This is a genomic window from Sulfuritalea sp., from assembly GCF_031426875.1.
Taxonomy (GTDB): Bacteria; Pseudomonadota; Gammaproteobacteria; order Burkholderiales; family Rhodocyclaceae; genus Sulfuritalea.
The window spans coordinates 1-20973 of record NZ_JASJPC010000003.1; the positions used below are offsets into that span (position 1 = coordinate 1).

Annotated in this window: 24 protein-coding genes and 1 tRNA gene; 14 read left to right on the forward strand and 11 right to left on the reverse strand. The window is 64.1% G+C overall.

Annotation, left to right across the window (positions count from 1 at the left end):
• Positions 1-169: 169 nt before the first annotated feature.
• The 3 genes from RMO95_RS00940 to RMO95_RS00950 all read left to right on the forward strand — a co-directional run bounded on the left by RMO95_RS00940 (position 170) and on the right by RMO95_RS00950 (position 1442).
• A complete protein-coding gene (locus tag RMO95_RS00940) occupies positions 170-811 on the forward strand; it encodes a MarC family protein (protein WP_310448708.1) in 642 nt (213 codons plus the stop codon).
• Positions 812-817: 6 nt separating this feature from the next.
• On the forward strand, positions 818-1057 hold the full coding sequence (locus RMO95_RS00945; protein WP_310448709.1) for a DUF3820 family protein: 240 nt from the start codon (positions 818-820) through the stop codon (positions 1055-1057).
• A gap of 166 nt (positions 1058-1223) precedes the next feature.
• Complete coding sequence (locus tag RMO95_RS00950; RefSeq protein WP_310448710.1) at positions 1224-1442, forward strand: hypothetical protein; 219 nt, start codon at positions 1224-1226, stop codon at positions 1440-1442.
• An 18-nt stretch (positions 1443-1460) separates the two neighbouring features.
• On the opposite strand, the gene RMO95_RS00955 is transcribed toward RMO95_RS00950, so the two are convergent.
• Positions 1461-2597 (reverse strand): GNAT family N-acetyltransferase, encoded by a 1137-nt coding sequence (locus tag RMO95_RS00955; RefSeq protein WP_310448711.1) that lies wholly within the window; start codon positions 2595-2597, stop codon positions 1461-1463.
• 161 nt (positions 2598-2758) lie between these two features.
• Here RMO95_RS00955 and surE point away from each other — a divergent pair, with 161 nt between their 5' ends.
• From surE to rpoS, 4 genes are read left to right on the forward strand one after another with little or no spacing between them, the layout of a single operon-like run.
• The gene (surE, locus tag RMO95_RS00960) at positions 2759-3508 is read left to right on the forward strand and encodes a 5'/3'-nucleotidase SurE (RefSeq protein WP_310448884.1); all 750 of its coding nucleotides are present in this window, start codon (positions 2759-2761) and stop codon (positions 3506-3508) included.
• On the forward strand, positions 3505-4164 hold the full coding sequence (locus RMO95_RS00965) for a protein-L-isoaspartate(D-aspartate) O-methyltransferase (RefSeq protein ID WP_310448712.1): 660 nt from the start codon (positions 3505-3507) through the stop codon (positions 4162-4164). Before surE ends, RMO95_RS00965 begins: the two co-directional genes overlap by 4 nt.
• A complete protein-coding gene (locus tag RMO95_RS00970; RefSeq protein WP_310448713.1) occupies positions 4161-5078 on the forward strand; it encodes a peptidoglycan DD-metalloendopeptidase family protein in 918 nt (305 codons plus the stop codon). Before RMO95_RS00965 ends, RMO95_RS00970 begins: the two co-directional genes overlap by 4 nt.
• 6 nt (positions 5079-5084) lie before the next feature.
• Complete coding sequence (rpoS, locus tag RMO95_RS00975) at positions 5085-6017, forward strand: RNA polymerase sigma factor RpoS (RefSeq protein WP_310448714.1); 933 nt, start codon at positions 5085-5087, stop codon at positions 6015-6017.
• On the opposite strand, the gene mltB is transcribed toward rpoS, so the two are convergent.
• From mltB to RMO95_RS00995, 4 genes are read right to left on the reverse strand one after another with little or no spacing between them, the layout of a single operon-like run.
• The gene (gene mltB / locus RMO95_RS00980) at positions 6009-7022 is read right to left on the reverse strand and encodes a lytic murein transglycosylase B (RefSeq protein ID WP_310448715.1); all 1014 of its coding nucleotides are present in this window, start codon (positions 7020-7022) and stop codon (positions 6009-6011) included. The two genes, rpoS and mltB, sit on opposite strands and share 9 nt — an antisense overlap.
• Positions 7019-8965: a DUF3488 and transglutaminase-like domain-containing protein gene (locus RMO95_RS00985; protein WP_310448716.1), complete on the reverse strand. Its 1947-nt coding sequence runs from the start codon at positions 8963-8965 to the stop codon at positions 7019-7021. The genes mltB and RMO95_RS00985 overlap by 4 nt, the downstream gene beginning before the upstream one ends.
• Positions 8952-9932 carry a DUF58 domain-containing protein gene (locus tag RMO95_RS00990; protein ID WP_310448717.1) on the reverse strand — a complete coding sequence of 327 codons (981 nt, stop codon included), beginning with the start codon at positions 9930-9932 and terminating at the stop codon, positions 8952-8954. Before RMO95_RS00990 ends, RMO95_RS00985 begins: the two co-directional genes overlap by 14 nt.
• Before the next feature lie 22 nt (positions 9933-9954).
• A complete protein-coding gene (locus RMO95_RS00995) occupies positions 9955-10875 on the reverse strand; it encodes a MoxR family ATPase (protein WP_310448718.1) in 921 nt (306 codons plus the stop codon).
• Between the two features lie 127 nt (positions 10876-11002).
• On the opposite strand from RMO95_RS00995, the gene RMO95_RS01000 reads away from it, so the two are divergent.
• From RMO95_RS01000 to RMO95_RS01015, 4 genes are all read left to right on the forward strand, one after another.
• Positions 11003-11881, forward strand: a complete 879-nt coding sequence (locus tag RMO95_RS01000; RefSeq protein ID WP_409574916.1) for a histone deacetylase family protein — start codon at positions 11003-11005, stop codon at positions 11879-11881.
• A 102-nt stretch (positions 11882-11983) separates the two neighbouring features.
• Positions 11984-12868 carry a 4-hydroxy-tetrahydrodipicolinate synthase gene (gene dapA / locus RMO95_RS01005; protein ID WP_310448720.1) on the forward strand — a complete coding sequence of 295 codons (885 nt, stop codon included), beginning with the start codon at positions 11984-11986 and terminating at the stop codon, positions 12866-12868.
• 18 nt (positions 12869-12886) lie between these two features.
• Positions 12887-14035 (forward strand): outer membrane protein assembly factor BamC, encoded by a 1149-nt coding sequence (gene bamC, locus RMO95_RS01010; RefSeq protein ID WP_310448721.1) that lies wholly within the window; start codon positions 12887-12889, stop codon positions 14033-14035.
• A 5-nt stretch (positions 14036-14040) separates the two neighbouring features.
• Positions 14041-14802, forward strand: a complete 762-nt coding sequence (locus RMO95_RS01015) for an MBL fold metallo-hydrolase (RefSeq protein ID WP_310448722.1) — start codon at positions 14041-14043, stop codon at positions 14800-14802.
• 37 nt (positions 14803-14839) lie between these two features.
• On the opposite strand, the gene RMO95_RS01020 is transcribed toward RMO95_RS01015, so the two are convergent.
• Complete coding sequence (locus tag RMO95_RS01020) at positions 14840-15148, reverse strand: hypothetical protein (RefSeq protein WP_310448723.1); 309 nt, start codon at positions 15146-15148, stop codon at positions 14840-14842.
• A gap of 194 nt (positions 15149-15342) precedes the next feature.
• Positions 15343-15825, reverse strand: a complete 483-nt coding sequence (locus tag RMO95_RS01025) for a hypothetical protein (protein ID WP_310448724.1) — start codon at positions 15823-15825, stop codon at positions 15343-15345.
• 175 nt (positions 15826-16000) lie between these two features.
• Here RMO95_RS01025 and rlmD point away from each other — a divergent pair, with 175 nt between their 5' ends.
• Entirely contained in the window at positions 16001-17299 is a 1299-nt protein-coding gene (rlmD, locus tag RMO95_RS01030) for a 23S rRNA (uracil(1939)-C(5))-methyltransferase RlmD (protein ID WP_310448725.1), read from the forward strand.
• Between the two features lie 78 nt (positions 17300-17377).
• Here rlmD and RMO95_RS01035 read toward each other — a convergent pair whose 3' ends face one another.
• Entirely contained in the window at positions 17378-18070 is a 693-nt protein-coding gene (locus RMO95_RS01035; RefSeq protein ID WP_310448726.1) for a Bax inhibitor-1/YccA family protein, read from the reverse strand.
• Between the two features lie 227 nt (positions 18071-18297).
• Between RMO95_RS01035 and RMO95_RS01040 the strand changes: the two genes are divergently transcribed.
• Positions 18298-18723, forward strand: coding sequence for a hypothetical protein (locus RMO95_RS01040; RefSeq protein WP_310448727.1), 426 nt, complete (start codon positions 18298-18300; stop codon positions 18721-18723).
• 357 nt (positions 18724-19080) lie between these two features.
• On the forward strand, positions 19081-19293 hold the full coding sequence (locus RMO95_RS01045) for a hypothetical protein (RefSeq protein WP_310448728.1): 213 nt from the start codon (positions 19081-19083) through the stop codon (positions 19291-19293).
• A gap of 114 nt (positions 19294-19407) precedes the next feature.
• Here RMO95_RS01045 and RMO95_RS01050 read toward each other — a convergent pair.
• From RMO95_RS01050 to RMO95_RS01060, 3 genes are all read right to left on the reverse strand, one after another.
• Positions 19408-19497: transfer RNA gene (locus tag RMO95_RS01050), tRNA-Ser, on the reverse strand.
• A 43-nt stretch (positions 19498-19540) separates the two neighbouring features.
• Positions 19541-20311: an enoyl-CoA hydratase gene (locus RMO95_RS01055; RefSeq protein ID WP_310448729.1), complete on the reverse strand. Its 771-nt coding sequence runs from the start codon at positions 20309-20311 to the stop codon at positions 19541-19543.
• On the reverse strand, positions 20308-20973 hold the full coding sequence (locus RMO95_RS01060; protein WP_310448730.1) for a glutathione S-transferase: 666 nt from the start codon (positions 20971-20973) through the stop codon (positions 20308-20310). Before RMO95_RS01060 ends, RMO95_RS01055 begins: the two co-directional genes overlap by 4 nt.

Consider the following 20973-nt stretch of genomic DNA (forward strand, 5'->3'; position numbering starts at 1 on the left):
GTAGCGCAGCCTGGTAGCGCACTTGCATGGGGTGCAAGGGGTCGCGAGTTCGAATCCCGCCGCCCCGACCAGTAATACCAAGGGTTTCCGGTTAATCGCCGGAAACCCTTTTTCCATTTGCGGCCGCGATCGCCGCGGCTGCCCGAGCCCTTGAGGTAAGCTTGCGGCCATGCTTGTCGTCATCGCCCTCACGCTGAAAAAAGCCGTCGCGCTGTTCGCCTTGGTGGGGCCGGTCTCGATGATCCCGATCTTCCTCGCCGCGGCGGCCGGTCTGGATTCCGCCGGGAAAGCCCGCTTTGCGCGCACCATCGCGATCAGCGTCACGGTCGCCTTGCTGGTCGCCACCTTTCTCGGCATGCCGCTGCTGGGCCTGCTCGGCGTCACGCTGGGCGCAATGCAGGTGGGCGGCGGCGTCATCGTGCTGCTGCTGGCGATCGCCATGGTGCTGGGCAAGGAAACCAGCTTCAAGGGTTCGCCGCCGGTCATCGACGGCCATGAAGCCGGCAATGCCTCGATCGTGCCGCTGGCGGTGCCGCTGCTGGCCGGTCCGGCGGCATTCAGTTATGTCATGGGCAACAGCGCTTGGCACGACTACGCCGACTTGATCCATGTGGTCCTGCCGATATTCATCGTGGGCATCTCCTGCTGGGTGACCTTTCGCGTCGCGGCGCGGGCACACCGGAGAATTCGCCAGGCGACGCTGGATGTCGTCGAGCGCGTCGGCGGCTTCATCCTCGCGGCGATGGCGGTGGAAATGATGGCTACGGGCTTGCGCGGCCTGTTCCCGATACTGGTTCCCGGTGCCGGCTGAGGCCTGATGGCGGGCGCGGAACTCCTGGAGCTGCTGGTCACCCGAACCATGCCCTTCGGCAAGCACAAGGGGCGACTGATAGCCGATCTGCCCGGAAACTACCTGAACTGGTTTGCCCGCGAAGGCTTCCCGCCGGGCGAGATCGGTCGCCTGCTGGCGCTGATGCATGAGCTTGACCACAACGGACTGACGAGCCTGCTTGATCCGCTGCGCGAAAAGCCTGTTTCCGCACGGCGCAAGGACTAGCGGGTCCAAGTCGCGCCGTACTGCCAGCGCCAACTCTTGTCTTGATCGCGATTCGGGCTGTATGGGAAGCGGAAACAGGGGGCGATTCCCGCTCAATTTCCGGATTACGGGGTACCGGCCGGGGGCGCAGGATGATGGAAAACCCAAGCCTCAAGAGGAAACTTCCATGCGCATCGAATCCGTCGAACTGGTTGCCCTGCCCAACGCCCCGACCTGGCAGGAGAAGGTTTACCGTGCCCACCTCGATACCGGCGAGGACATGGATTTGTTCCAGCAGCACTGGGACGTGCCCTTGCCGCCCGAGAGTCTGGTCGGACTGACCGTGGATGAGGCGCGCAAACGGCGCAATGAACGGATGTTCGCTGTCGCCTCGGGTAATCACTGAGGCTTTCGATGGCCGCGTTCAGCCCGCCTGCTTGAAGGGCAGGTGGTTCGCGGTTTCCGCTTCGTAGTCCTGCATCGCCGAGTCTTCGCGGACGATGAAGTCGGCCACTGCGCGGCGCATGCCGGGATGGGCGATCCAGAACGCCGACCAGGTGGCGACCGGTTCGAAGCCGCGGGCGAGTTTGTGCTCGCCCTGCGCGCCGGGCTCGAAGCTTTGCAGGCCGTGGCGGATGCAGTAGTCGATGCCCTGGTAGTAGCACAGCTCGAAATGCAGGCCGGGCAATTCGATTTCGCTGCCCCAATGGCGGCCATACAGCGTGTCGGCATCGCGGTAGCAGATGGCCGAGGCCACCGGGGTCTGTCCGTGAAAGGCTACGAAGACGACCAGCCGCTTGGCGAGCAGGGCGCCGGCCTCGATGAAGAATTCCAGCGGGAATGCCGGGTGGTTGCCGTAGCGGGCAAAGGTGTCGCGATACTGGCGGTGGATCGCCCGCCAGAGTTCGGCATCGATTTCGTCGCCATGCCTGGCTTCCAGGCGCAGGCCGGACTCGGCGACGGCGCGGCGTTCGCGTTTGAGTTTCTTGCGCTTGTCGGCGGTGAAGCCGGCGAGGAAGTCGTCGAAATCGCGGTAGCCCCGATTGAACCAGTGGAATTGCACGCCACGCCGCATCAGCAGACCGGCCGCGGCCAGTCGGGCGCGATCCTCCTCTTCGACGAACAGGCATTGCCAGGACGACGCGCCGAGTTGGCGCGTGACGTCAAGCGCCGCCTCGATCAGTGCCGGCGCCACGGTGTCCCGTGCCAGGCCACGCCGCACCAGCAGGCGCGGGCCCGGCGAAGGCGTGTAGGGCATGCCGCTGACCAGCTTGGGGTAGTAGTCGAGTCCGGCGCGCTGCCAGGCCGATGCCCAGTTCCAGTCGCGCGAGAAGTCGCCGAAGGAATGGCTGCGCAGATACAGCGGCAGCAGACCGAGCAGCAGCTTGCCCTCGTACAGCGCCAGATGCCGGGCCTGCCAGCCCATCGCCGTGGCGCCAGCGCCAACTTTCTCGGCCGTGCCGAGGAAGGCGCGGCTGGCGAACGGATCATCGCCGTGGTCGAGCAGAGCCCAGTCCTCATCCGGGATGGCGGTGGCGGTGTGGTGGAGCACGATTTGCATGGTGGGCAATCCTACCTCGCGCCGCCTGCCGGTCGTGCATTCGACGCGCTTTTGCAGCCAGGCGGCTTGGCGCCATAGTCCCTTTCTGTTCCAGCCTTAGGACGCATGCCGCGATAAGCTAAAATATGCGCTGGATTTTTATCACTCCGGCTCTGACCCTCATGCGCATCCTGCTCAGCAACGACGACGGCTATTTCGCGCCGGGGCTCGCCCAGCTTGCGACCAGCCTCGGCGATCTCGGCCAGATTACGGTGGTGGCGCCGGAACTCAACCGCAGCGGTGCCAGCAATTCATTGACGCTGGACCGTCCGATGCACCTGCGCCGTGCGGCCAATGGCTACATGTACGTCAGCGGCACACCGTCGGATTGCGTGCATCTGGCGGTCACCGGCGTGCTGGATCACCAGCCGGACATGGTGGTGTCGGGCATCAATCTGGGCGCCAACATGGGCGACGACACGATCTACTCCGGTACCGTGGCCGCGGCGACCGAAGGCTATCTGCTCGGCGTGCCGTCGATCGCGATCTCGCTGGGCAGTTTTGCGGGCAAGCATTTCGACACCGCCGGCCGCGTGGCGCGCGAACTGGTGCAGCGCTTCTGCGCGACGCCGTTTGCCGAACCTGTGCTGCTCAATGTCAACGTGCCGGACCTGCCCTATGAGGAATTGCGCGGCATCCAGGTCACGCGCCTGGGACGCCGCCACAAGGCCGAGCCGGCCGTGAAATCGGTCAGTCCGCGCGGCGAGACGCTGTACTGGATCGGCGCTGCCGGTCCCGCGGCGGACGCCGGCGAAGGCACGGATTTCTACGCCGTGGAGCATGGCTGGGTGTCGGTCACGCCGCTGCAAATCGATCTCACCCATGCCGCGCAAATGGCCAGCGTGCGCAACTGGCTGACGCCGGACCGATGAATACCGCCGCGCTGACCGGCATCGGCATGACCTCGCAGCGCACCCGGACGCGCATGGTCGAGCGCCTGCGCGCGCAGGGCATAGGCGATGCGCGCGTGCTGCATGCCATGGGACTGGTGCCACGCCATATTTTCATCGAGCAGGCGCTGGCGAATCGCGCTTACGACGACACGGCGCTGCCCCTGGGATTCGGCCAGACCATCTCGCAGCCTTACGTGGTGGCGCGCATGATCGAACTGCTGATCGCCGGTCGCGAGTTGGGCAAGACGCTGGAGATCGGCGCCGGCTGCGGCTATCAGGCGGCGATTCTGGGCGTGCTGTCGAAGCAGGTATTCGCGGTGGAGCGCATTGCGCCGCTCCTGGCGCGGGCACGCGACAACCTGAAGCAGATCAAGCTGTCGCATATTCGCCTGAAACACGCCGACGGCAATCTCGGGCTGCCGGAAGCGGCGCCCTTTGATACCATCATATTGGCCGCGGCCGCGGCCGCGGTACCGCAGACTCTGCTGGCGCAGCTGGCGCCGGGAGGGCGGCTGATCATGCCGCTGGGCAGCGCCGAACAGGTGATCAGCCTGGTCGAGCGCAGCGCAAGCGGCTTTGTCGAAACCAGATTTGACGCGGTGCGCTTCGTGCCGTTGTTGCCGGGAGTCGAATGATCTCTAGACGCCTGATTCTGGCTGTGCTGCTGCCTGTCCTCGGCGGCTGCGCCAGCCATGCGCCCGCGCCGGTCGAGGAGCGCGGCGCGGCGCCGGCAGCGGCGCGGCCGGCTGAACCGGCGGCGGCAAGCGATCCCGGCGTCCGTTATCACACGGTCAAGAAGGGCGACACGCTTTACAGCATCGCGCTCGATCAAGGCCAGGATCACAAGGATGTGGCGGCCTGGAACAATCTCGACAATCCCAATGTGCTCAAGATCGGCCAGCAGCTGCGCGTCACGCCGCCGGACAATGCCGCGCCGGTCGCGGTGGCGAAGCCGGTGACTTCCAGCGCGCCGATCGAGGTCAAGCCGGCGACGGGCGCAACGACTGGCGGCAGCAACAGCGCAAGCCTGAAGCGCGAGCCCAAGGGCGGCAAGCTGGCCTGGTCCGATGCGGCGCTGGCCAAGGCGCAGCAGGCAGAGAAAGCCGGAGCGCCGGCGGAAGTCAAACCCGAACTGCGACCGACGGAACCCAAACCTGCCGAGAAGTCGGCCATCACCGGCGACGAGGTGGATTGGATGTGGCCGGCCAACGGCAAGCTGATCACTGCGTTTACCGAAGGCAGCAGCAAGGGGGTCGATATCGCCGGCAAGGCCGGCGATCCCGTGCTGGCGGCGGCCGGCGGCGTTGTCTCCTATGCCGGTGCGGGTTTGCGCGGTTATGGCAACCTGGTGGTATTGCGCCACAACGCGACTTATCTCTCGGTGTATGCCCACAACAGCAAACTGCTGGTCAAGGAAAAGGATACCGTCGCCCGCGGCCAGAAGATTGCCGAGATGGGCAGCACCGATACCGAAAGCCCGCGCCTGCATTTCGAAATTCGCCGCCAGGGCAAACCGGCCGATCCGCAGAAGTTTCTTCCGGCGCGCTGAGGGCCGATGAACGACGACGCCCTGCTTCCGGAACGCGACGCCGCCGACGCCGCCTCGGCCGCCGAGGCGATTGCGGATTCGCACGAATCCGGCTTCATCGAAGACATCACCCAGTTCTACCTGCACGAGATCGGCGCGACGCCGCTGTTGACCGCCGCCGAGGAAATCAAGCTGGCGCGTGCCGTGCGCGCCGGCGATTTCCTGGCGCGTCAGCACATGATCGAGGCCAATCTGCGGCTGGTGGTCAGTATCGCCCGCCACTACCTGCACCGCGGCCTGCCGCTCGACGACTTGATCGAGGAAGGCAACCTGGGCCTGATCCACGCGCTGGAAAAATTCGATCCGGAGCGCGGCTTTCGTTTTTCGACCTACGCCACCTGGTGGATCCGGCAAAACGTCGAGCGCGCGATCATGAACCAGTCGCGCACCGTGCGCCTGCCGATCTACGTGATCAAGGAGCTCAATATCGTTTTGCGCGCCATGCGCAGGCTTGATCGCGAGCGCGGCGCGGACGACGAGACGCCCGGCGCCATGCTGGAAGGCGTGGCCCGCCTGCTGGATCGTCCCGTCGCGGAAATCCGCCAGTTGCTGCTGCTCAACGAACGCTCCGCCTCGCTCGATTCGCCGCTCGACATCGATCCCGACTTGTCGATGTCCGATTCGATAGCCGACGAGGCGACCGAAGATCCAGTCGCCCATCTGGCACAGCACGAGGCCGAGTTGCTGGTGGCGGACTGGGTGGCACAGCTCACCGAGCGCCAGCGCCTGGTCGTCGAGCGCCGCTACGGCCTGGGCGGCAACGACGCGACGACGCTCGAAGTCATCGCCGGCGACCTGGGCCTGACGCGCGAACGCGTGCGGCAGATCCAGATGGAAGCCCTGTCCAAGCTGAGGAAACGCATCGCCCGCGACGGACTGACGCCCGATGCGCTACTTTGACGTCAGCAGTGCGGTCGCCAGGTCCATGACGGCTGCCGCGTAGAAGCTGCTGCGGTTGTAGCGCGTGATCACGTAGAAGTTGCGAAAGCCGAGGCGGTACTCGGTGGCCGCGTTGGGCGTGATCAGATCGATCAGGGCCGCCGGCCGGTCGGGAAACGCCTCGCCGGCGGCGTCCGTCGCCGTGTCGTCAGCGCCAACTCTTGTCAGTCGCACATTGGCCGTGGCCATCTGCCGCGGCGCGCGTTGCGGCGCGATACCCTCGTCGATCAGCGCCTGCACGCCGTCGCCGGCGATACCGACGACGACGGCGATCGGCGTCTCGTGTTCCCAGCCGTGGCCGGCTAGAAAATTCGCGACGCTGCCGATGGCGTCGGCCGGGCTGGCATCCAGATCGATGCGGCCGTCATCGTCGAAATCGATGGCGAAGCGGCGGCGGGAGGATGGCAGGAACTGCGGCAGGCCCAGGGCGCCGGCGTAGGAACCGGTGTAGGACAGCGGGCTGCGGTTTTCCTCGCGCGCCAACAGCAGCAGTTCTTCGAGCTCGCGGCGAAACAGCTCGGCCCGTGGCGGGTAGTCGAAGGCCAGGGTGGTCAGCGCGGCAAAGGTTTCGAAGCGGCCCGGCTGTTTGCCGTAGAAAGTTTCGATGCCGATGATGGCGGCGATGATCTCGGCCGGCACGCCGAAGCGCGTTTCGGCGGCGGCCAGTTGCGCGGCATGGAGATGCATGAAGTGCCGCCCCGCGGCGATGCGTTTCGGCTCGACAAAGCGCCCGCGGTAGGCCTGCCAGGAGCGCACGCCGGGATCCTTGGGCGGCATGATGGCCTTTATCACGGCGGCGATCGGCTGGGTCCGGCGGAACAGCCCGCCGAGCGCATCGGCATCGAAGCCGTGTTGCTGGCGCATGTGCTCGACGAAGGCTTGCACATCGGCGCGTTGCGCGTAAGTCCCGGCGCGCGGCTGCGCGCTGAAGACGGCCAGCACGATGAGGAGAAGCAGACGCCTCATGGCTTGAATGCGGCGATGCGGCGCTTGAGCCGCTCCAGGTCGCTGCCCTGCGGCGCGGGACCGTAGCGCAGGCCTGCATACAGCATGGCGATCTCGCGAATTCCCGCCGCATGGAGCGGCGCCTTGGCTGCGGCGCGTTCGGCAAAGGCCAGCGGTCCCTCCCAGGATTGCCAGGCAATGCCGCGCTTGGCCAGGCGGTGGGTGAAGCGCCGCCATGCCGCCAGGGCGGGATCGACGCGCAGGCGATTGCGCAGTATCCAGGCGGTCAGCCCGAGCATGACCGCACCGCACAGAACCGACAGCACCGCGGTCATGCTGCGCCAGTCCGGCGCGCTCATGCCGAGGCTGGCCAGCAGGTCGCGCTGGCGCTGCGGGTTGTAGCCGAGCACCCATTGATTCCAGCCGTTGGTCACCGCATCCAGCCGGTAGCGCAAGTCCTTGAGCCAGGCGGCGCGGGCCAGGAGGGGCAGGCCTTCGCCGGCGGGAATGGCCGCGGCCAGATTGCTGTTGATGCGGCTCGGCGCGGAAATCGCCGTCGGGTCGATACGCACCCAGCCGCGCCCGGCAATCCAGGCTTCGGCCCAGGCGTGGGCGTCGTACTGGCGCACCTCCAGATAACCGTCCACGGGATTGACTTCGCCGCCCTGATAGCCGGCCACCACTCTGGCCGGGACGCCCGCGGTGCGCAAGCTGAAAACGAAGGCGGCGGCGAAGTGCTCGCAAAAGCCGCGCTTGGTATCGAACAGAAACTCATCGACCATATCGGCGCCCAGCAGCGATGGATTCAGGGTGTAGATCAAGAGCTGCTGGTTGAACAGGTTCTCCGCCGCGGCCAGGATGGCCGCACCATCGTCGCCGTGCTGGGCGCGCCAGGCGGCACCGATGGCGCGGGTGCGGGGATTGCCGGCCTTCGGCAGGGCCAGCGCCGCACGCAACACGGCGGGAGATTCCTTCTCGCCGGCGATCGCCTCGGGCCAGGCGCTTTGCGTATAGCGCAGGCGATTGCGCACCGCCTGGCGGGCGATCGGCTGGTAGTCGATGGTCAAGGCGCTGTCCGCCGGCAAGGTGGCCGGCATTTCCAGCGCAAACAGCCAGAATTTTCCGTGCGGCTCCAGGGTCACTTCGTAGTCCACCGGGGTTCCCGATCCGGAGTATGGAACTGCCGGATAGGCGCCCCGGGTTTGCGTAACCCGCCAGCTGCGTCCGTCGAACGCAGGCATCACCGGGCCGCGCCAGTAAAGCTGCGATTGTGCCGGTACCGCGCCCTGGAAGCGCACCCGGAAGGCTATCGCATCCGACTGCGAGAGCTGGGCGATGGTGCCGGGCGCCATGGTGTCGGACAAACCCGAGACGGCCGAAAAGCGGTCCTGCGGCAGGCCCCAGAGCGGCCCCTGCACGCGCGGAAACAAGACGAACAGCAACAGCATGAAAGGCATCGCCTGCGCCAGCATCAATGCGGCACGCCGCAGCTGTTGCTGCGGTTGCGGGCGGTCATCGCTGGCGGCCAGCAGGGCGGCGGTGGTGATCAGTACCGTCAGGCCGGCCAGCAAGGCCGTGGCTATCGTCTGGGTGAACAGGAACTGGCCGAGGACCAGGAAGTAGCACAGCAGTGCAGTCGCCACGGCATCGCGCGCCGCGCGCAGTTCAAGCAGTTTCAGCGCCAGAAACATCACCAGCAGGGCGATGCCTGGCGTGCGACCCATGATGGTGCGGTATTGCAGGAAGACGCCGACCGTACCCGCCATCACCAGCAGGACCAGCAGCCAGCGCGGCGGCAAGTGCCACTGGCGCCAGGTCAGCGCGGCGCGCCAGGCGAACGCGCTTGTCGCGGCAAGCGAAAGCCACAGCGGCACCTGCTGCGCCAGCGGCGCGCTGGCGGCAAGGGCCGTGGCCAGCAGCCACCACGCCTGGCGGCCGCTGACGGGACGGTTAGCCCTTGCCATCCTGGTACAGCGCCAGCGCCCGCAGGCCGGCGGCAAGTTGTTCCGGGCCGTTGTCCGGGGCCAGCTGCAGCGCGGGCAGCCGCAAGCCCCAGGCCAGACCGGCGGCATCGGCATCGAGCATCCAGCGGGCGAGGATGGCCAGCCGCTGTTCGCTGGCGATCGCGTCGGGCAGGGTATTCCAGTCCAGCCAGATCTGTTGTGCGCTCGCACCCGAGAACAGTTTGGTCAGCAGCGGTCCATCCTGCTGCCGGGCGACGGCCTTCCACGCGACATGGCGCGGCGCATCGGCCACCTGGTGCTTGCGCAGGCCGGAAAAATCATCCGCGCCGCGGCCGTCCCTGGTCGAGCCTCGCGCCGCCTCGCCGCCCCAGGGCAGCGGGGGCGCCGTCGCGGCCGGGGCCGGATAGACCAGGCAGTTGAAATCGGGAACGGCATAGCTCCAGGCCCGCACCAGCCCCAGCGGCCAGGTGGTTTCGATGGTGGCGCGCGGCATGGGCAGCCAGCCGCGTTTTGTGGCGGCGACACCCAGGGTGGCCAGCGTGCTCGCATGCGGCCCGACATCGACTTCGAGCGGCGCATCGGCGTTGACGAACAAACGCAGGCTGGTGCGGGCATCGGGGCGCTGGCTTTTCAGGATCAGTGCAAACCGGGCCACATCGCCGACGAATACCGGCTCGCAGCGGCCGGGCCGGATTTCGAGCAGGGCAAGATTGCGAAAGGTGTGGAGTATGGTGACGACGCCCAGTCCGGCCAGGAGAAACACCAGCGCGTGACCGAGGCTCAGGTTGTAGTTCATCGCGCCGAGCAGGATGACCCCCAGCGCGGTGGCGTAGGCCAGTCCGGCCCGCGTCGGCAGGACATAGACGCGGCGCTGGGTGAGGATGATCGGCGCCGGCTCGGGCGGGCGCACCCGCAAGGCCCAGCGGACGAATGTTTCGTGCATCCGGTGGCGCAAGGCGGCGAGCATCAGGGATTATTCCCGCAGGCGCTTAGGGCAGCGGCACGGCTTCGATGAGAGCGGCAGCAACCGCGTTGGAATCGGTGTGGGCGACGTCGTCGGCGGGCCTCAGCCGATGCGAGATGACTCCGGGCAGCACGGCCTGCACGTCTTCCGGCAGTACATGGTCGCGGCCTTCGAGCAAAGCCCAGGCGCGCGCCACCGCCAGCAGCGCGAGGCAGGCGCGCGGCGACAAACCGGCCTGCCAGCGCGGCGTGGTACGGGTGTGTGCGGCCAGCGCCTGCACGTAATCGATCAGGGCGGCGGAGGCATGCACCGCACGCACCTTGTTCTGCAGATCGATCAGTTGCTGCGGCGCTATGCGCGGGCCCAGGTTGGCGACCATTTCATGACGATCGGCACCGGCAAGCAACTCGCGTTCTGCGGCGGCATCGGGATAGCCGAGTTCGATCTTGAGCAGGAAGCGGTCGAGCTGGGATTCGGGCAGCGGGAAGGTGCCGATCTGGTGTGTCGGGTTCTGTGTGGCGATGACGAAGAACGGCTGGGGCAGGGCACGGGTCTCTCCCTCCGCCGTCACCTGCCGCTCTTCCATGGCTTCCAGCAAGGCACTCTGCGCCTTGGGTGTGGCGCGGTTGATCTCGTCGGCCAGCACGACCTGGGTGAAGATCGGTCCCGGATGAAAATGGAATGCGCCGCTGCCCCGGTCGAAGATCGAAACGCCGAGAATGTCCGCCGGCAGCATGTCGCTGGTGAACTGGATGCGCTGAAAATCCAGGCCCAGCACGCGTGCCAGCACATGGGCCAGGGTGGTCTTGCCTACCCCCGGTAAATCCTCGATCAGCAGGTGGCCGCGCGCCAGCAAGCAGGCTACGGAGAGTCGGATCGGCCGTTCCTTGCCGAGGATGATGCGGTTGATATCTGCCAGGACGGCTTCGAGTTCGGGGAGTCGCATGGGGTCGGGGTTTTGCGCAGACTTTGATGGATAATATGTTTTTGCGCTTCATTGTAAGTCATCAGCCAAGACGCCCGTCATGACAATTACCGCCTTTATTTCCCATCGCGACTGCTGGCAGCACGACATGGGCGCCCACCATCCGGAATGCCCGGATCGCCTCGGTGCCATCAGCGATCGCCTGATCGCGTCCGGGCTCGATGTCTACCTGCAGTTCCACGATGCACCGCTGGCGGAGATGGATCAGTTGTTGCGCGTGCATGCACGTTCCTACGTAGACCACGTGCATGAGAGCAGCCCGGCCCACGGCATCGTCCATCTGGATCCCGATACCGCGATGTCGCCGGGCACCCTGCAGGCGGCCCTGCGTTCAGCCGGAGCGGGCTGCTACGCCACCGATCTGGTGATGCGCGGACAAGTGCAGAACGCTTTCTGTGCCGTGCGTCCGCCCGGCCATCACGCCGAGCGGGCGAAGGCGATGGGTTTCTGCTTCTTCAACAACGTCGCCGTCGCCGCGCGCCACGCACTTGAGGTGTGGGGGCTTTCGCGCGTGGCGATCGTCGATTTCGACGTGCATCACGGTAACGGTACCGAGGACATCTTTGCCGGCGACCCGCGGGTGCTGATGACGGGAATTTTTCAGCATCCGTTCTACCCGTATTGCGGAACCGAGAATCCGGCAGCCAACATGTGCAACGTTCCGCTGCCGGCGGGAACCCGCGGCGAAGAGTTCCGCCAGGTGGTCTACGACATATGGCTGCCTCGGTTGCGTGAATTCCGGCCGGAAATGATCTTCGTCTCGGCGGGCTTCGATGCGCATTACGAGGATGACATGGCGTCGCTGGGCCTGGTCGAATCCGACTATGCCTGGGTCACCGAACAGATCAAGCAGGTCGCCGGCGAGTTCTCCAAGGGGCGCATCGTGTCCTTGCTGGAGGGCGGCTACGTGCTTTCCGCACTGGCGCGCAGCGTTACCACCCACATCAAGGTGCTGGCTGATTTGTAAGCTGGTTTTGCAGGGTGCGCCGCAGGATGGCCATCAGTTAGAATTCATTCTTTTTTGCACTTACCTGGCAGCCGCTTGCGGCATGCAGTTTCGGATACGTTCATGAAGACCATACAAGGTTCCATTCCCGCCATACTCACGCCGATGCAGGACGACGGTTCGCTCGACCTGCCAGGCCTGCAGCGCCTGCTCGACTGGCATATCGACGAGGGCTCCGACGCTGTTGTCGTCGTCGGCACCACGGGCGAATCGCCGACGGTCAATTACGAAGAGCATTGCGCGCTGATCGAGACAACCGTGCGGCACGTCGCCGGGCGCATCCCGGTGATCGCCGGCACCGGCGCCAATTCCACCGCGGAAGCGATCGAACTGGCGCATTTCGCCAAGTCGGCCGGCGCCGACGCCCACCTGTCGGTCGTGCCTTACTACAACAAGCCGACGCAGGAAGGGCTTTTCAGGCATTTCAAGGCGATTGCCGAGGCGGTCGATTTGCCGCTGATTCTCTACAACGTGCCGGGACGTACCGTCGCCGATCTGAGCAACGATACGACATTGCGCCTGGCGCGGGTGCCCGGAATCGTCGGCATCAAGGATGCCACCGCCAATATCGAGCGCGGTAGCGATCTGTTGCAGCGCGCGCCGGCTGGCTTCAGTGTCTATAGCGGCGACGACGCCACGGCCATTGCCTTGATGTTGCTGGGTGGCAAGGGCTCCATCTCGGTTACGGCGAATGTCGCGCCGCGTTTGATGCACCAGATGTGCGCCGCGGCAATCACGGGCGATCTGGCGACGGCGCGGGAGGCCAATTTCCGCCTGCTTGGTCTGCATCGCAACCTGTTTCACGAAGCCAACCCGATTCCGGTGAAGTGGGCCGTACAGCAGTTGGGACTGATCGGCGGCGGCATCCGTTTGCCGATGATGCCTTTATCACCGGACTTCCATGAACGCCTGCGCGCAGCCATGCGCGAAGCCGGAATCGTCCTCTGACCAGGAAACTGATATTCAATGAACCGTCCATTCTCGCTGCTGTCCGTGTCGCTGTTGCTGATCGGCGTGCTTGCCGGCTGCAGCGGCAACATCCTTCCGGAATCGAAGAAGATCGAGTACAAATCCGCCGGCAAGCTGCCGCCGCTCGAAATTCCACCGGACCTGACGCAGCAGAGCCGCGACGAACGTTATGCGGTGCCTGACGTTTCCGCCAGCAAGGGTTCCGCTACTTACTCGGCGTATTCGAGCGAACGCGCCGGACAGGCGCGCACCACGACGGCCCAGGACCTCCTGCCGCAGGTGGACAAGATGCGCATCGAGCGTGCGGGTACCCAGCGCTGGCTGGTGGTCAGCGGCTCTCCGGAAAAACTCTGGCCCGGTGTCAAGGAGTTCTGGCAGGAGCTGGGTTTCCTGGTTAATGTGGAAGTCCCGGAAGCCGGGATCATGGAAACCGACTGGGCTGAAAATCGCGCCAAACTGCCGCAGGACGTGATTCGCAACACGCTTGGAAAAGTCTTCGACAGTCTCTATTCGACAGCGGAGCGGGACAAGTTCCGGACCCGACTGGAAAAGGGCGCCGAAGCGGGCACGGTGGAGGTCTACATCAGTCATCGCGGCATGTACGAGATATATACCAACGAGGGCAAGAGCGAGACTCGCTGGCAGCCGCGTCCAGCGGATCCGGAACTGGAAGCCGAGATGCTGCGGCGACTGATGGTCCGCTTGGGTGTTGACGAAACTCGTGCCAAGACGATGGTGGCTGCCGAGCAGCGACAGGATCGCGCCAAGCTGTCGCGCGCGACCGATGGGGCAGGCGCATTGCTGCTGGAAGAGGCGTTCGATCGGGCTTGGCGGCGCGTAGGGCTGGCTCTGGATCGCGTCGGATTTACGGTCGAGGATCGCGACCGCTCGCAGGGCCTGTACTTCGTGCGCTATGTGGATCCCGATGCGGACAGCAAGAAGAAGGACGACGACAAGGGCTTCCTGTCCAAGCTGATGTTCTGGAAGGGCGGCGCCGGTGACAAGCCGAACCAGGCCCAATACCGCATTCACCTCAAGACCGCCGGCGAATCGACCAGCGTGCAAGTGCTGACCCGTGAAGGGGGTGTTGATCGGTCGGATACTTCTCGACGCATCCTGGGCCTGCTGCACGAACAGTTGAAGTAGGCACGGTGCGCTTTGCGTCGCTCGGCAGCGGCAGCCGGGGCAACGCCCTGCTGGTCGAGGCCGGCAATACCTGTTTGCTGGTCGACGCCGGATTCGGTCCGCGCGAAATGTCGCGGCGGCTGGAGCGCCTGGGCCTCACGGCCGACGCCGTCGATGCGGTGCTGGTCACCCATGAGCATTCCGATCACATCGGCGGCGTTTTCGCCTGTGCCCGACGTTTTGGCTGGGCCGTGCTGCTGACGCATGGCACGCTGGCCGCGTGTGCCGATACCGGCGCCGATACGCGTATCACGATCATCGACAGCCACGAGTCGGCGTCAGTCGGCGATATTTGCGTGCATCCTTTTCCCGTTCCGCACGACGCCCGGGAGCCGGTGCAATTCACCCTTGCCGACGGCGCACGGCGCCTGGGCGTGTTGACCGATGCGGGCCATGTGACGCCGCATATGGTCGCCATGCTGGAGGCCTGCGACGCTCTGGTGCTGGAATGCAATCACGATACGGCAATGCTGGGGCAGGGACGTTATCCGCAGGCATTGAAGCGGCGGATCGGCGGTCCCTGGGGTCATCTCGACAATGCCGCCGCGGCCTCGCTGTTGTCGCAGATAGGGGCCGAAAAACTGCAGCATGTGGTCGCCGCCCATCTTTCGGAAGAGAATAATTCGCCGGCACTTGCCCAGGCGGCGTTGTCGGCAGTACTGGGATGCACACAGGACTGGATCGGGATTGCGACCCAGGATGAAGGATTTTCCTGGCGCGAGATTTGATGCAGCGAACCGCTGACCCGGAATCCCGCCCGGCGATTCATCCCCGGGATGGCGTTTCCGGCAGGAAGGTCGGGAACACAACAAAAAAGCCAGCCCGCAGGCTGGCTTTTTCTTGCCCGAAGGCAGGTGAAGATTTACTTCTTTGCGTCAGCAGCAGCCGGGGCAGCAGCAGCCGGGGCAGCAGCAGCCGGGGCAGCAGCGGCAGCCGGAGCGGCGGCCGGAGCAGCAGCGTCAGCAGGCTTCGCAGCGTCAGCGGCAGGTGCGGCAGCCGGGGCAGCAGCGGGAGCGGGAGCAGCAGCCGGAGCGGGAGCAGCGGCCGGAGCAGCGGGGGCTTCGGTTTTGCCACAGGCGGACACAGCCAGGGCGAGGAGGGCAGCTACGAGGAGAGAGTGCTTCATTTTAGTGAGATCCTTAACGTTATGGAGATACTTGGCCAATTGGTTGACCGCGACGTTGCCGTTTCAGTCAACGGATAATCATATCACATTAACAAACGTTGCGTTGTGCTGTGCAGGATATGCGAGATATTAATTTGTGCTTTCAAAGGCCGGTCGTATTGACCTGCAGGCAGGGATGGGAGAGTTCCCAGAGTTCCTCGTAGCGTTGCCGCCAGGGATTGATGTAGGCCGGGTCGTCGAGGATCAACGCGCTACGCGGTTGATCGATGTGAAACCGGCGGACGCCATGGCTTTCGTCCGCAAGTATGTGGGTGTCGGCCAGGTGGCGAAGGTTGTCAGGGCTCTGGCGCACCTCGATCACATGCGAAAAACGGAAAATGAGTCGCGTCAGGCGTGGCAAATTACGCTCCAGCGGACCAGGATCGTGCAGCACCATGCGTATCCCGTGTATGCCGCCGGCTCGCAGAAAATCCGTCAGCGCCACAAGACGTGCTGTGTCTTCGAACTTTAAAGCGACAAGATCGCGGTCGAAAATCAGGATTTCACGTTCCGCCCTGCTCAGAACCGTATCGCAGGCCCGACGGTACTCGGCTTCGCTGGTCAGCAATTGATAGTTGGGATCCATGACGAAGCTGCTCGAACCTCCTGATCGCCGATTCCGAAACGCCCTGGACTGTCGCGGATTGCGGCAGCAGACACGGGCATCTTTCTGCCGGGGTAACAGACAAGACCGCGACAAGACCGGGACCCAGGCGCCGATTATAATCGCCCCCTTTTGCTGAACAGGCTCCGACTTCATCATGCCGCTAGCAGATATCGAATCCCTGGATCACGAAGGACGCGGCGTCGCGCACGTTGATGGCAAGGTGGTTTTCATCGAAGGCGCATTACCCGGCGAAGCAGTCGACTACGCCAGCTACCGGCGCAAACCGAGTTACGAAAAGGCTCATGTCCTGCGCGTGTTGCACGCATCGAGCCAGCGGGTGGTGCCGCCCTGTCCGCACTTCGGCACTTGCGGCGGCTGCTCGATGCAGCATCTGCATCTGGCCGGCCAGACCGCCGCCAAGCAGCGCGTGCTGGAAGATGCTCTTTGGCATATCGCCCGCCTCAGACCCGAACAACTCTTGCCGCCGATCTCCGGTACCGGCTGGGGCTACCGGCTGCGCGCCCGCCTCTCGGTGCGCTACGTGGCAAGCAAAGGCGGCGCACTGATCGGTTTTCGCGAAAAGCACAGCAGCTATGTGGCGTTGATGGATTCCTGCCCGGTGTTGCCGCCGCATGTATCCGCATTGATCCCGGCGCTCAGGATCCTGGTCGAGGGCATGTCGCAACCGGACCGCATGCCGCAGATCGAAGTTGCCGTGGGCGGATCGCGCACCGTGCTGTTGTTGCGTCATCTGGAACCATTGACGTCCGACGACCTGGATCGATTGCGGCAGTTCGCCGACGAGCACGGGATCATCTGGTATTTGCAGGCAGGGGGCCCGGATACCGTGGTGCTGTTCCATCCGGCCGGTGCGAGCTTGCTGAGCTACGAGCTGCAGGACTTCGGCCTCGAGTTGCTGTTCCATCCGACCGAATTCACCCAGGTCAATCATGGAGTGAACCGCATGCTGGTGCGCCGCGCCATGGCTCTGCTGAAGCCGCAGGCCGGGGAGAGGATTGCGGATATGTTTTGCGGTCTGGGCAACTTCACCCTGCCTATCGCGCGCATCGGGGCGAATGTGCTCGGTGTCGAGGGCAGCGCCGCGCTGGTCAGCCGGGCCCGGCAAAACGCGACCCACAACGGCCTCGCGTCGCGCTGCGAATTTGCCGTTGCCAACCTGTTCGCGGCGACCGAGGAAAGCTTTGCCGCGCTGGGCGCCTTCGACAAACTGCTGATCGATCCGCCGCGCGAAGGCGCGATCGCGCTGGTCAAGGCGCTGCCCGCGGAAGGCGGTCCGCGCAGCATCGTGTATGTATCCTGCAGCCCAGCCACGCTCGCGCGCGATGCGGCGGTGCTGGTGCACGAAAAAGGCTACCGCTTGCAGGCTGCCGGCATTGCCAACATGTTTCCGCATACCTCGCATCTGGAGTCGATCGCTTTGTTCGGGAAATGACCCGTCGTTGAATGAAAAACGGCGACCGCAGTCGCCGTTTTTACATCTGGATCGCCGTGGCGTCAGCGCCAACTTTCCTCAATCGCGGTCCCCGGTGAACGCCATCAGCAGATTCAGCAGGCTGACAAAGACGTTGTAGATATCCAGATACACGGCCAGGGTCGCCGTGATGTAGTTGGTTTCGCCGCCCTGAACGATTCGGTTGATGTCGTAGAGGATGTAGGCGGAGAAGAGGACTACCGCGACTGCCGAAATTGCCAGCGCCAGTGCCGGAATCTGGAAGAAGATGTTCGCCACGATGGCGACCAGCAACAGGATCAGGCCGGAAAACAGGAACTTGCCGAGATTGGAAAAATCGCGCTTGGTGGTGGCTGCGACACCCGCCAGCGAAACGAAGATCGCGCCGGTACCGCCCGCCGCCATGGCGATCAGCGTGCCGCCGTTGGAAAATCCGAGCGCGGCTTGCAGGATGCGCGAAAGCATCAGGCCCATAAAGAAAGTGAAACCCAGCAGCAGTGCAACTCCCATGCCGCTGTTCTTGGTGCGCTCGATGCCCCACATGAAACCGAAGGCCACGCCGAGGAACAGCATGAAGGCGATAAACGGGTTGCCGGCCAGGAAGCTGAACTTCAACTGCACCCCGAGCAAGGCTCCGGCAATCGTCGGCGCCATCGATAGTGCGAGCAAGGCATAGGTATTGCGCAGAACCCGATACTGCCCTTGCGTGCGGTCCAGCGTAGTGGTTTGCGGATAGCTGCGGATGTTTTCCATAGTCTTTGAAACCCTCCTTTAAGATGATTCCAGCACATTGGACAGCCACGGGATGGCCGAGTTCCAGGCGCTTGCCCAGTGGCAATGCGCCGCAAATTATAGCGGTGGATTATTGCGCGCAGATTGGCTGCCTTTGCCGAACACTGCGGCCTCAGCCGTCCGCGAAATTCGGTTGCGCTGGTGCGTTGGGAAGTCTAAGCTGATCACAACAAGTCAGGGGAGGCGTCGTGGCGTCGCTTGATCGCATACGAACGGATGGTTTCCGGCGCTGGTACGAGCGCCAACTGATCGAGTGCCATGCCTGGCTGATCAGTTGGTTCCTTGGCGTTATCGTCCTGGTCAGCGGAATGGAACTGCTTGGAGATAGAGTCGCCTCGCGCACGCCGGGGCTGCTCTTGCTGTTGGGCGGGCTGGCCGTCACCCTGTACAGCTGGAAACGTTATCGTTTGATGCTGGAAGTTGCAGAGCGGCTTGGCGGACAGGCGGCATGCCCCAGCTGCAACGCCTATGCCAAGTTTGCCGTCATGTCGTCGGGACCGGCACCGCTGCCGGATGGCGGCGATCCGGCATTGGAAAATCACGGTGGCGGCGTCTGGCTGCGGGCGCAATGCAGGAAGTGCGGTCGCGAGTGGATGTTGAACAACAATTTTTGAGACATGACACCGACTGAAGGGCTGGATTCACAAGTCGGCACCGCTTTGCTGCGATTACTTATGACGCTGGTTGTAGCAAGCCTGTTGTGCGCGGGCTCCAGCGGATTCGCCCAAGCCGGCGAATTGGCCGCGGCTTATGCTCCCTCCGCCGCCTCCGCGACAGACGTATTGATCACGCCAAGCAATGGCGGGGGCGATAAGCGGACGAGACTTCGATCAACGGTGACTCTGGGGACGTCGCGGCCTGCTACTCATCCTCGTTTGGCGGGTAAGCCGAGTCCGGACGTTGCCAGCGAGCCTCCACGGCTGCGTCTGCAACGAAGTCTGGCGCCCGAGATGACCCCAGCTGGATTGACGATGAAACATGCGCTACCCGGCGGCGAACTCAACCGTGAAGGCATCGTGCGTGCCAGCCGGATACTGGTTCGCGACGGGACGATAGTTCTCGAAAGCGAGAGCAAAAGTTATGGCGAGACAGGGGCGCAAATTGTTCATTCGCCGGCATCATCCGTCAAAGACCCCGTGTCTGTCGAAGCAAGGAATCAACCGGCGCCCAAGCAAGGGGAATGAGGCAGTGAGCGCTCCAGTGCAGGAGTTGCGGACAAGCTGCGACGATGCCCAAGAGTTGGCGCTGACAGTACGGCGATACAAAAGCGCCCCGAAAGGCGCAATTTGCTGGCTGGATGGCGGATGGGGTGGGATTCGAACCCACGGAAGGCTTGCACCTTCGCCGGTTTTCAAGACCGGTGCATTCAACCGCTCTGCCACCCATCCGTCGGGCCGCGGATTTTAGCACCGCGGCCTTCCGTTCTTTGTCTCAGTTGAAACTTGAGAAATCCGGCTTGCGCTTTTCGAAGAAGGCGGCGAAAGCCTCCTTGGCTTCGGGGGACACCAGGCGTTCCCTGAAGACCCCGGCCTCGGCGTTCATGGTTTCCTGGATCAGGGCGCTTGGTGCGCGCTTCATCAATTGCTTGGTAAGTCGTAGCGACGATGCCGGTTGGGTGGTCAATTTGCGGCAGCGCTCAATGGCGTGAGCGAGCACCTGTGCATCGGGCAGCACCGCATTGGCGATGCCGACCTCAAGCGCCGTCTGCGCGGAGAAGACTTCGCCCAGCATCAGCATTTCGGCGGCGCGTGCGTGTCCCGCACGCAACGGCAACAGCAGGCTCGATGCGGCTTCCGGGGTCAGGCCAAGATTGGCGAAGGGCAGGGCAAAGCGCGCGCTGCTGCCCGCATAGACCAGGTCGCAGTGCAGCAGCATGGTGGTGCCGACGCCTATTGCGACGCCTTCGACTGCAGCGACAAAGGGCTTCTCCAGCCTGGAAAAGCCCTCGATGAAGCGGTATACCGGGGCGCTTTCATCCATCGGCGGCGTTGCCAGGAAATCGGCCAGGTCGTTGCCGGCGGTGAAATTGCCGCCGGCGCCGGAAATCAGGATGACGCGTACTGCCGGGTCAAGATCGGCGCCGGCCAGTGCATCTGCCATGCACTGATACATCTCCGCGGTGAGCGCATTCTTCTTTTCCGGGCGCGCCATTTGAATGTGGAACACGCCATCGGCAAGCTCCAGACGGACTGCGGCGCTCATTTCTTCGGACGCGACATGTAGGCTTCCATGGCTGCCTTGCGATCGTCATTGACCTTCTGCGCGTGAGGCCGTTCGCCGATCAGTTTCAGGTAGGCCTTGGCTTGCGGCAGGAACTCATCGATGAAATCACGGCCGTAGATCTTGCGCGTGGCCTGGCTGACCAGCGGCAGATGTACCCACGCCGCGCAATCGGCGTGGGTGAAGCTGTCCCCGGCGATGAAGGGTGCGAAACGGGTCAGCCGCGTCAGACTCCTGAGACCTTTTTCGAGCAGCAGCGCGACTTCCTTCTTGGTTTCCTCGGATACCGTGCCGCCGAAAAAGGCTTCAAGGTAAAGCCGGCGTGCCGGCAACTCAAGATGCAGCTCGATGTGTTCGATCAGTTCGCGGCAGCGCGCGCGCGCATAAATGTCGTGCGGATAGAGCGCGGGCTCGGGCCAACTGTCCTCGATGAACTCGGTGAGCACCTGCGATTCGCTGAGCACTCCCTTGGGCGTGCGCATGAAAGGCACCTTGCCCATCGGCGACTCGGCCAGCATCTCATCTCCCTGTGACGGGAAAACCACGGCTTCGGTGAAGGGAACGCCTTTCTCCAGCAGGGAGAGTTTGACCTTGTTGTAGTAGTTGCTGACGGCGAAGCCGCAGAGGGTGATCGGTGTAGTCAA

What these genes read in the sequence shown, in the direction of transcription:
- RMO95_RS00940 (WP_310448708.1), top strand. Translation starts at nt 170, where the DNA reads ATGCTTGTCGTCATCGCCCTCACGCTGAAAAAAGCCGTCGCGCTGTTC.
- RMO95_RS00945 (WP_310448709.1), top strand. Translation starts at nt 818, where the DNA reads ATGGCGGGCGCGGAACTCCTGGAGCTGCTGGTCACCCGAACCATGCCC.
- RMO95_RS00950 (WP_310448710.1), top strand. Translation starts at nt 1,224, where the DNA reads ATGCGCATCGAATCCGTCGAACTGGTTGCCCTGCCCAACGCCCCGACC.
- RMO95_RS00955 (WP_310448711.1), bottom strand. Translation starts at nt 2,597, where the DNA reads ATGCAAATCGTGCTCCACCACACCGCCACCGCCATCCCGGATGAGGAC.
- surE (WP_310448884.1), top strand. Translation starts at nt 2,759, where the DNA reads ATGCGCATCCTGCTCAGCAACGACGACGGCTATTTCGCGCCGGGGCTC.
- RMO95_RS00965 (WP_310448712.1), top strand. Translation starts at nt 3,505, where the DNA reads ATGAATACCGCCGCGCTGACCGGCATCGGCATGACCTCGCAGCGCACC.
- RMO95_RS00970 (WP_310448713.1), top strand. Translation starts at nt 4,161, where the DNA reads ATGATCTCTAGACGCCTGATTCTGGCTGTGCTGCTGCCTGTCCTCGGC.
- rpoS (WP_310448714.1), top strand. Translation starts at nt 5,085, where the DNA reads ATGAACGACGACGCCCTGCTTCCGGAACGCGACGCCGCCGACGCCGCC.
- mltB (WP_310448715.1), bottom strand. Translation starts at nt 7,022, where the DNA reads ATGAGGCGTCTGCTTCTCCTCATCGTGCTGGCCGTCTTCAGCGCGCAG.
- RMO95_RS00985 (WP_310448716.1), bottom strand. Translation starts at nt 8,965, where the DNA reads ATGGCAAGGGCTAACCGTCCCGTCAGCGGCCGCCAGGCGTGGTGGCTG.
- RMO95_RS00990 (WP_310448717.1), bottom strand. Translation starts at nt 9,932, where the DNA reads ATGCTCGCCGCCTTGCGCCACCGGATGCACGAAACATTCGTCCGCTGG.
- RMO95_RS00995 (WP_310448718.1), bottom strand. Translation starts at nt 10,875, where the DNA reads ATGCGACTCCCCGAACTCGAAGCCGTCCTGGCAGATATCAACCGCATC.
- RMO95_RS01000 (WP_409574916.1), top strand. Translation starts at nt 11,003, where the DNA reads ATGGGCGCCCACCATCCGGAATGCCCGGATCGCCTCGGTGCCATCAGC.
- dapA (WP_310448720.1), top strand. Translation starts at nt 11,984, where the DNA reads ATGAAGACCATACAAGGTTCCATTCCCGCCATACTCACGCCGATGCAG.
- bamC (WP_310448721.1), top strand. Translation starts at nt 12,887, where the DNA reads ATGAACCGTCCATTCTCGCTGCTGTCCGTGTCGCTGTTGCTGATCGGC.
- RMO95_RS01025 (WP_310448724.1), bottom strand. Translation starts at nt 15,825, where the DNA reads ATGGATCCCAACTATCAATTGCTGACCAGCGAAGCCGAGTACCGTCGG.
- rlmD (WP_310448725.1), top strand. Translation starts at nt 16,001, where the DNA reads ATGCCGCTAGCAGATATCGAATCCCTGGATCACGAAGGACGCGGCGTC.
- RMO95_RS01035 (WP_310448726.1), bottom strand. Translation starts at nt 18,070, where the DNA reads ATGGAAAACATCCGCAGCTATCCGCAAACCACTACGCTGGACCGCACG.
- RMO95_RS01045 (WP_310448728.1), top strand. Translation starts at nt 19,081, where the DNA reads ATGAAACATGCGCTACCCGGCGGCGAACTCAACCGTGAAGGCATCGTG.
- RMO95_RS01055 (WP_310448729.1), bottom strand. Translation starts at nt 20,311, where the DNA reads ATGAGCGCCGCAGTCCGTCTGGAGCTTGCCGATGGCGTGTTCCACATT.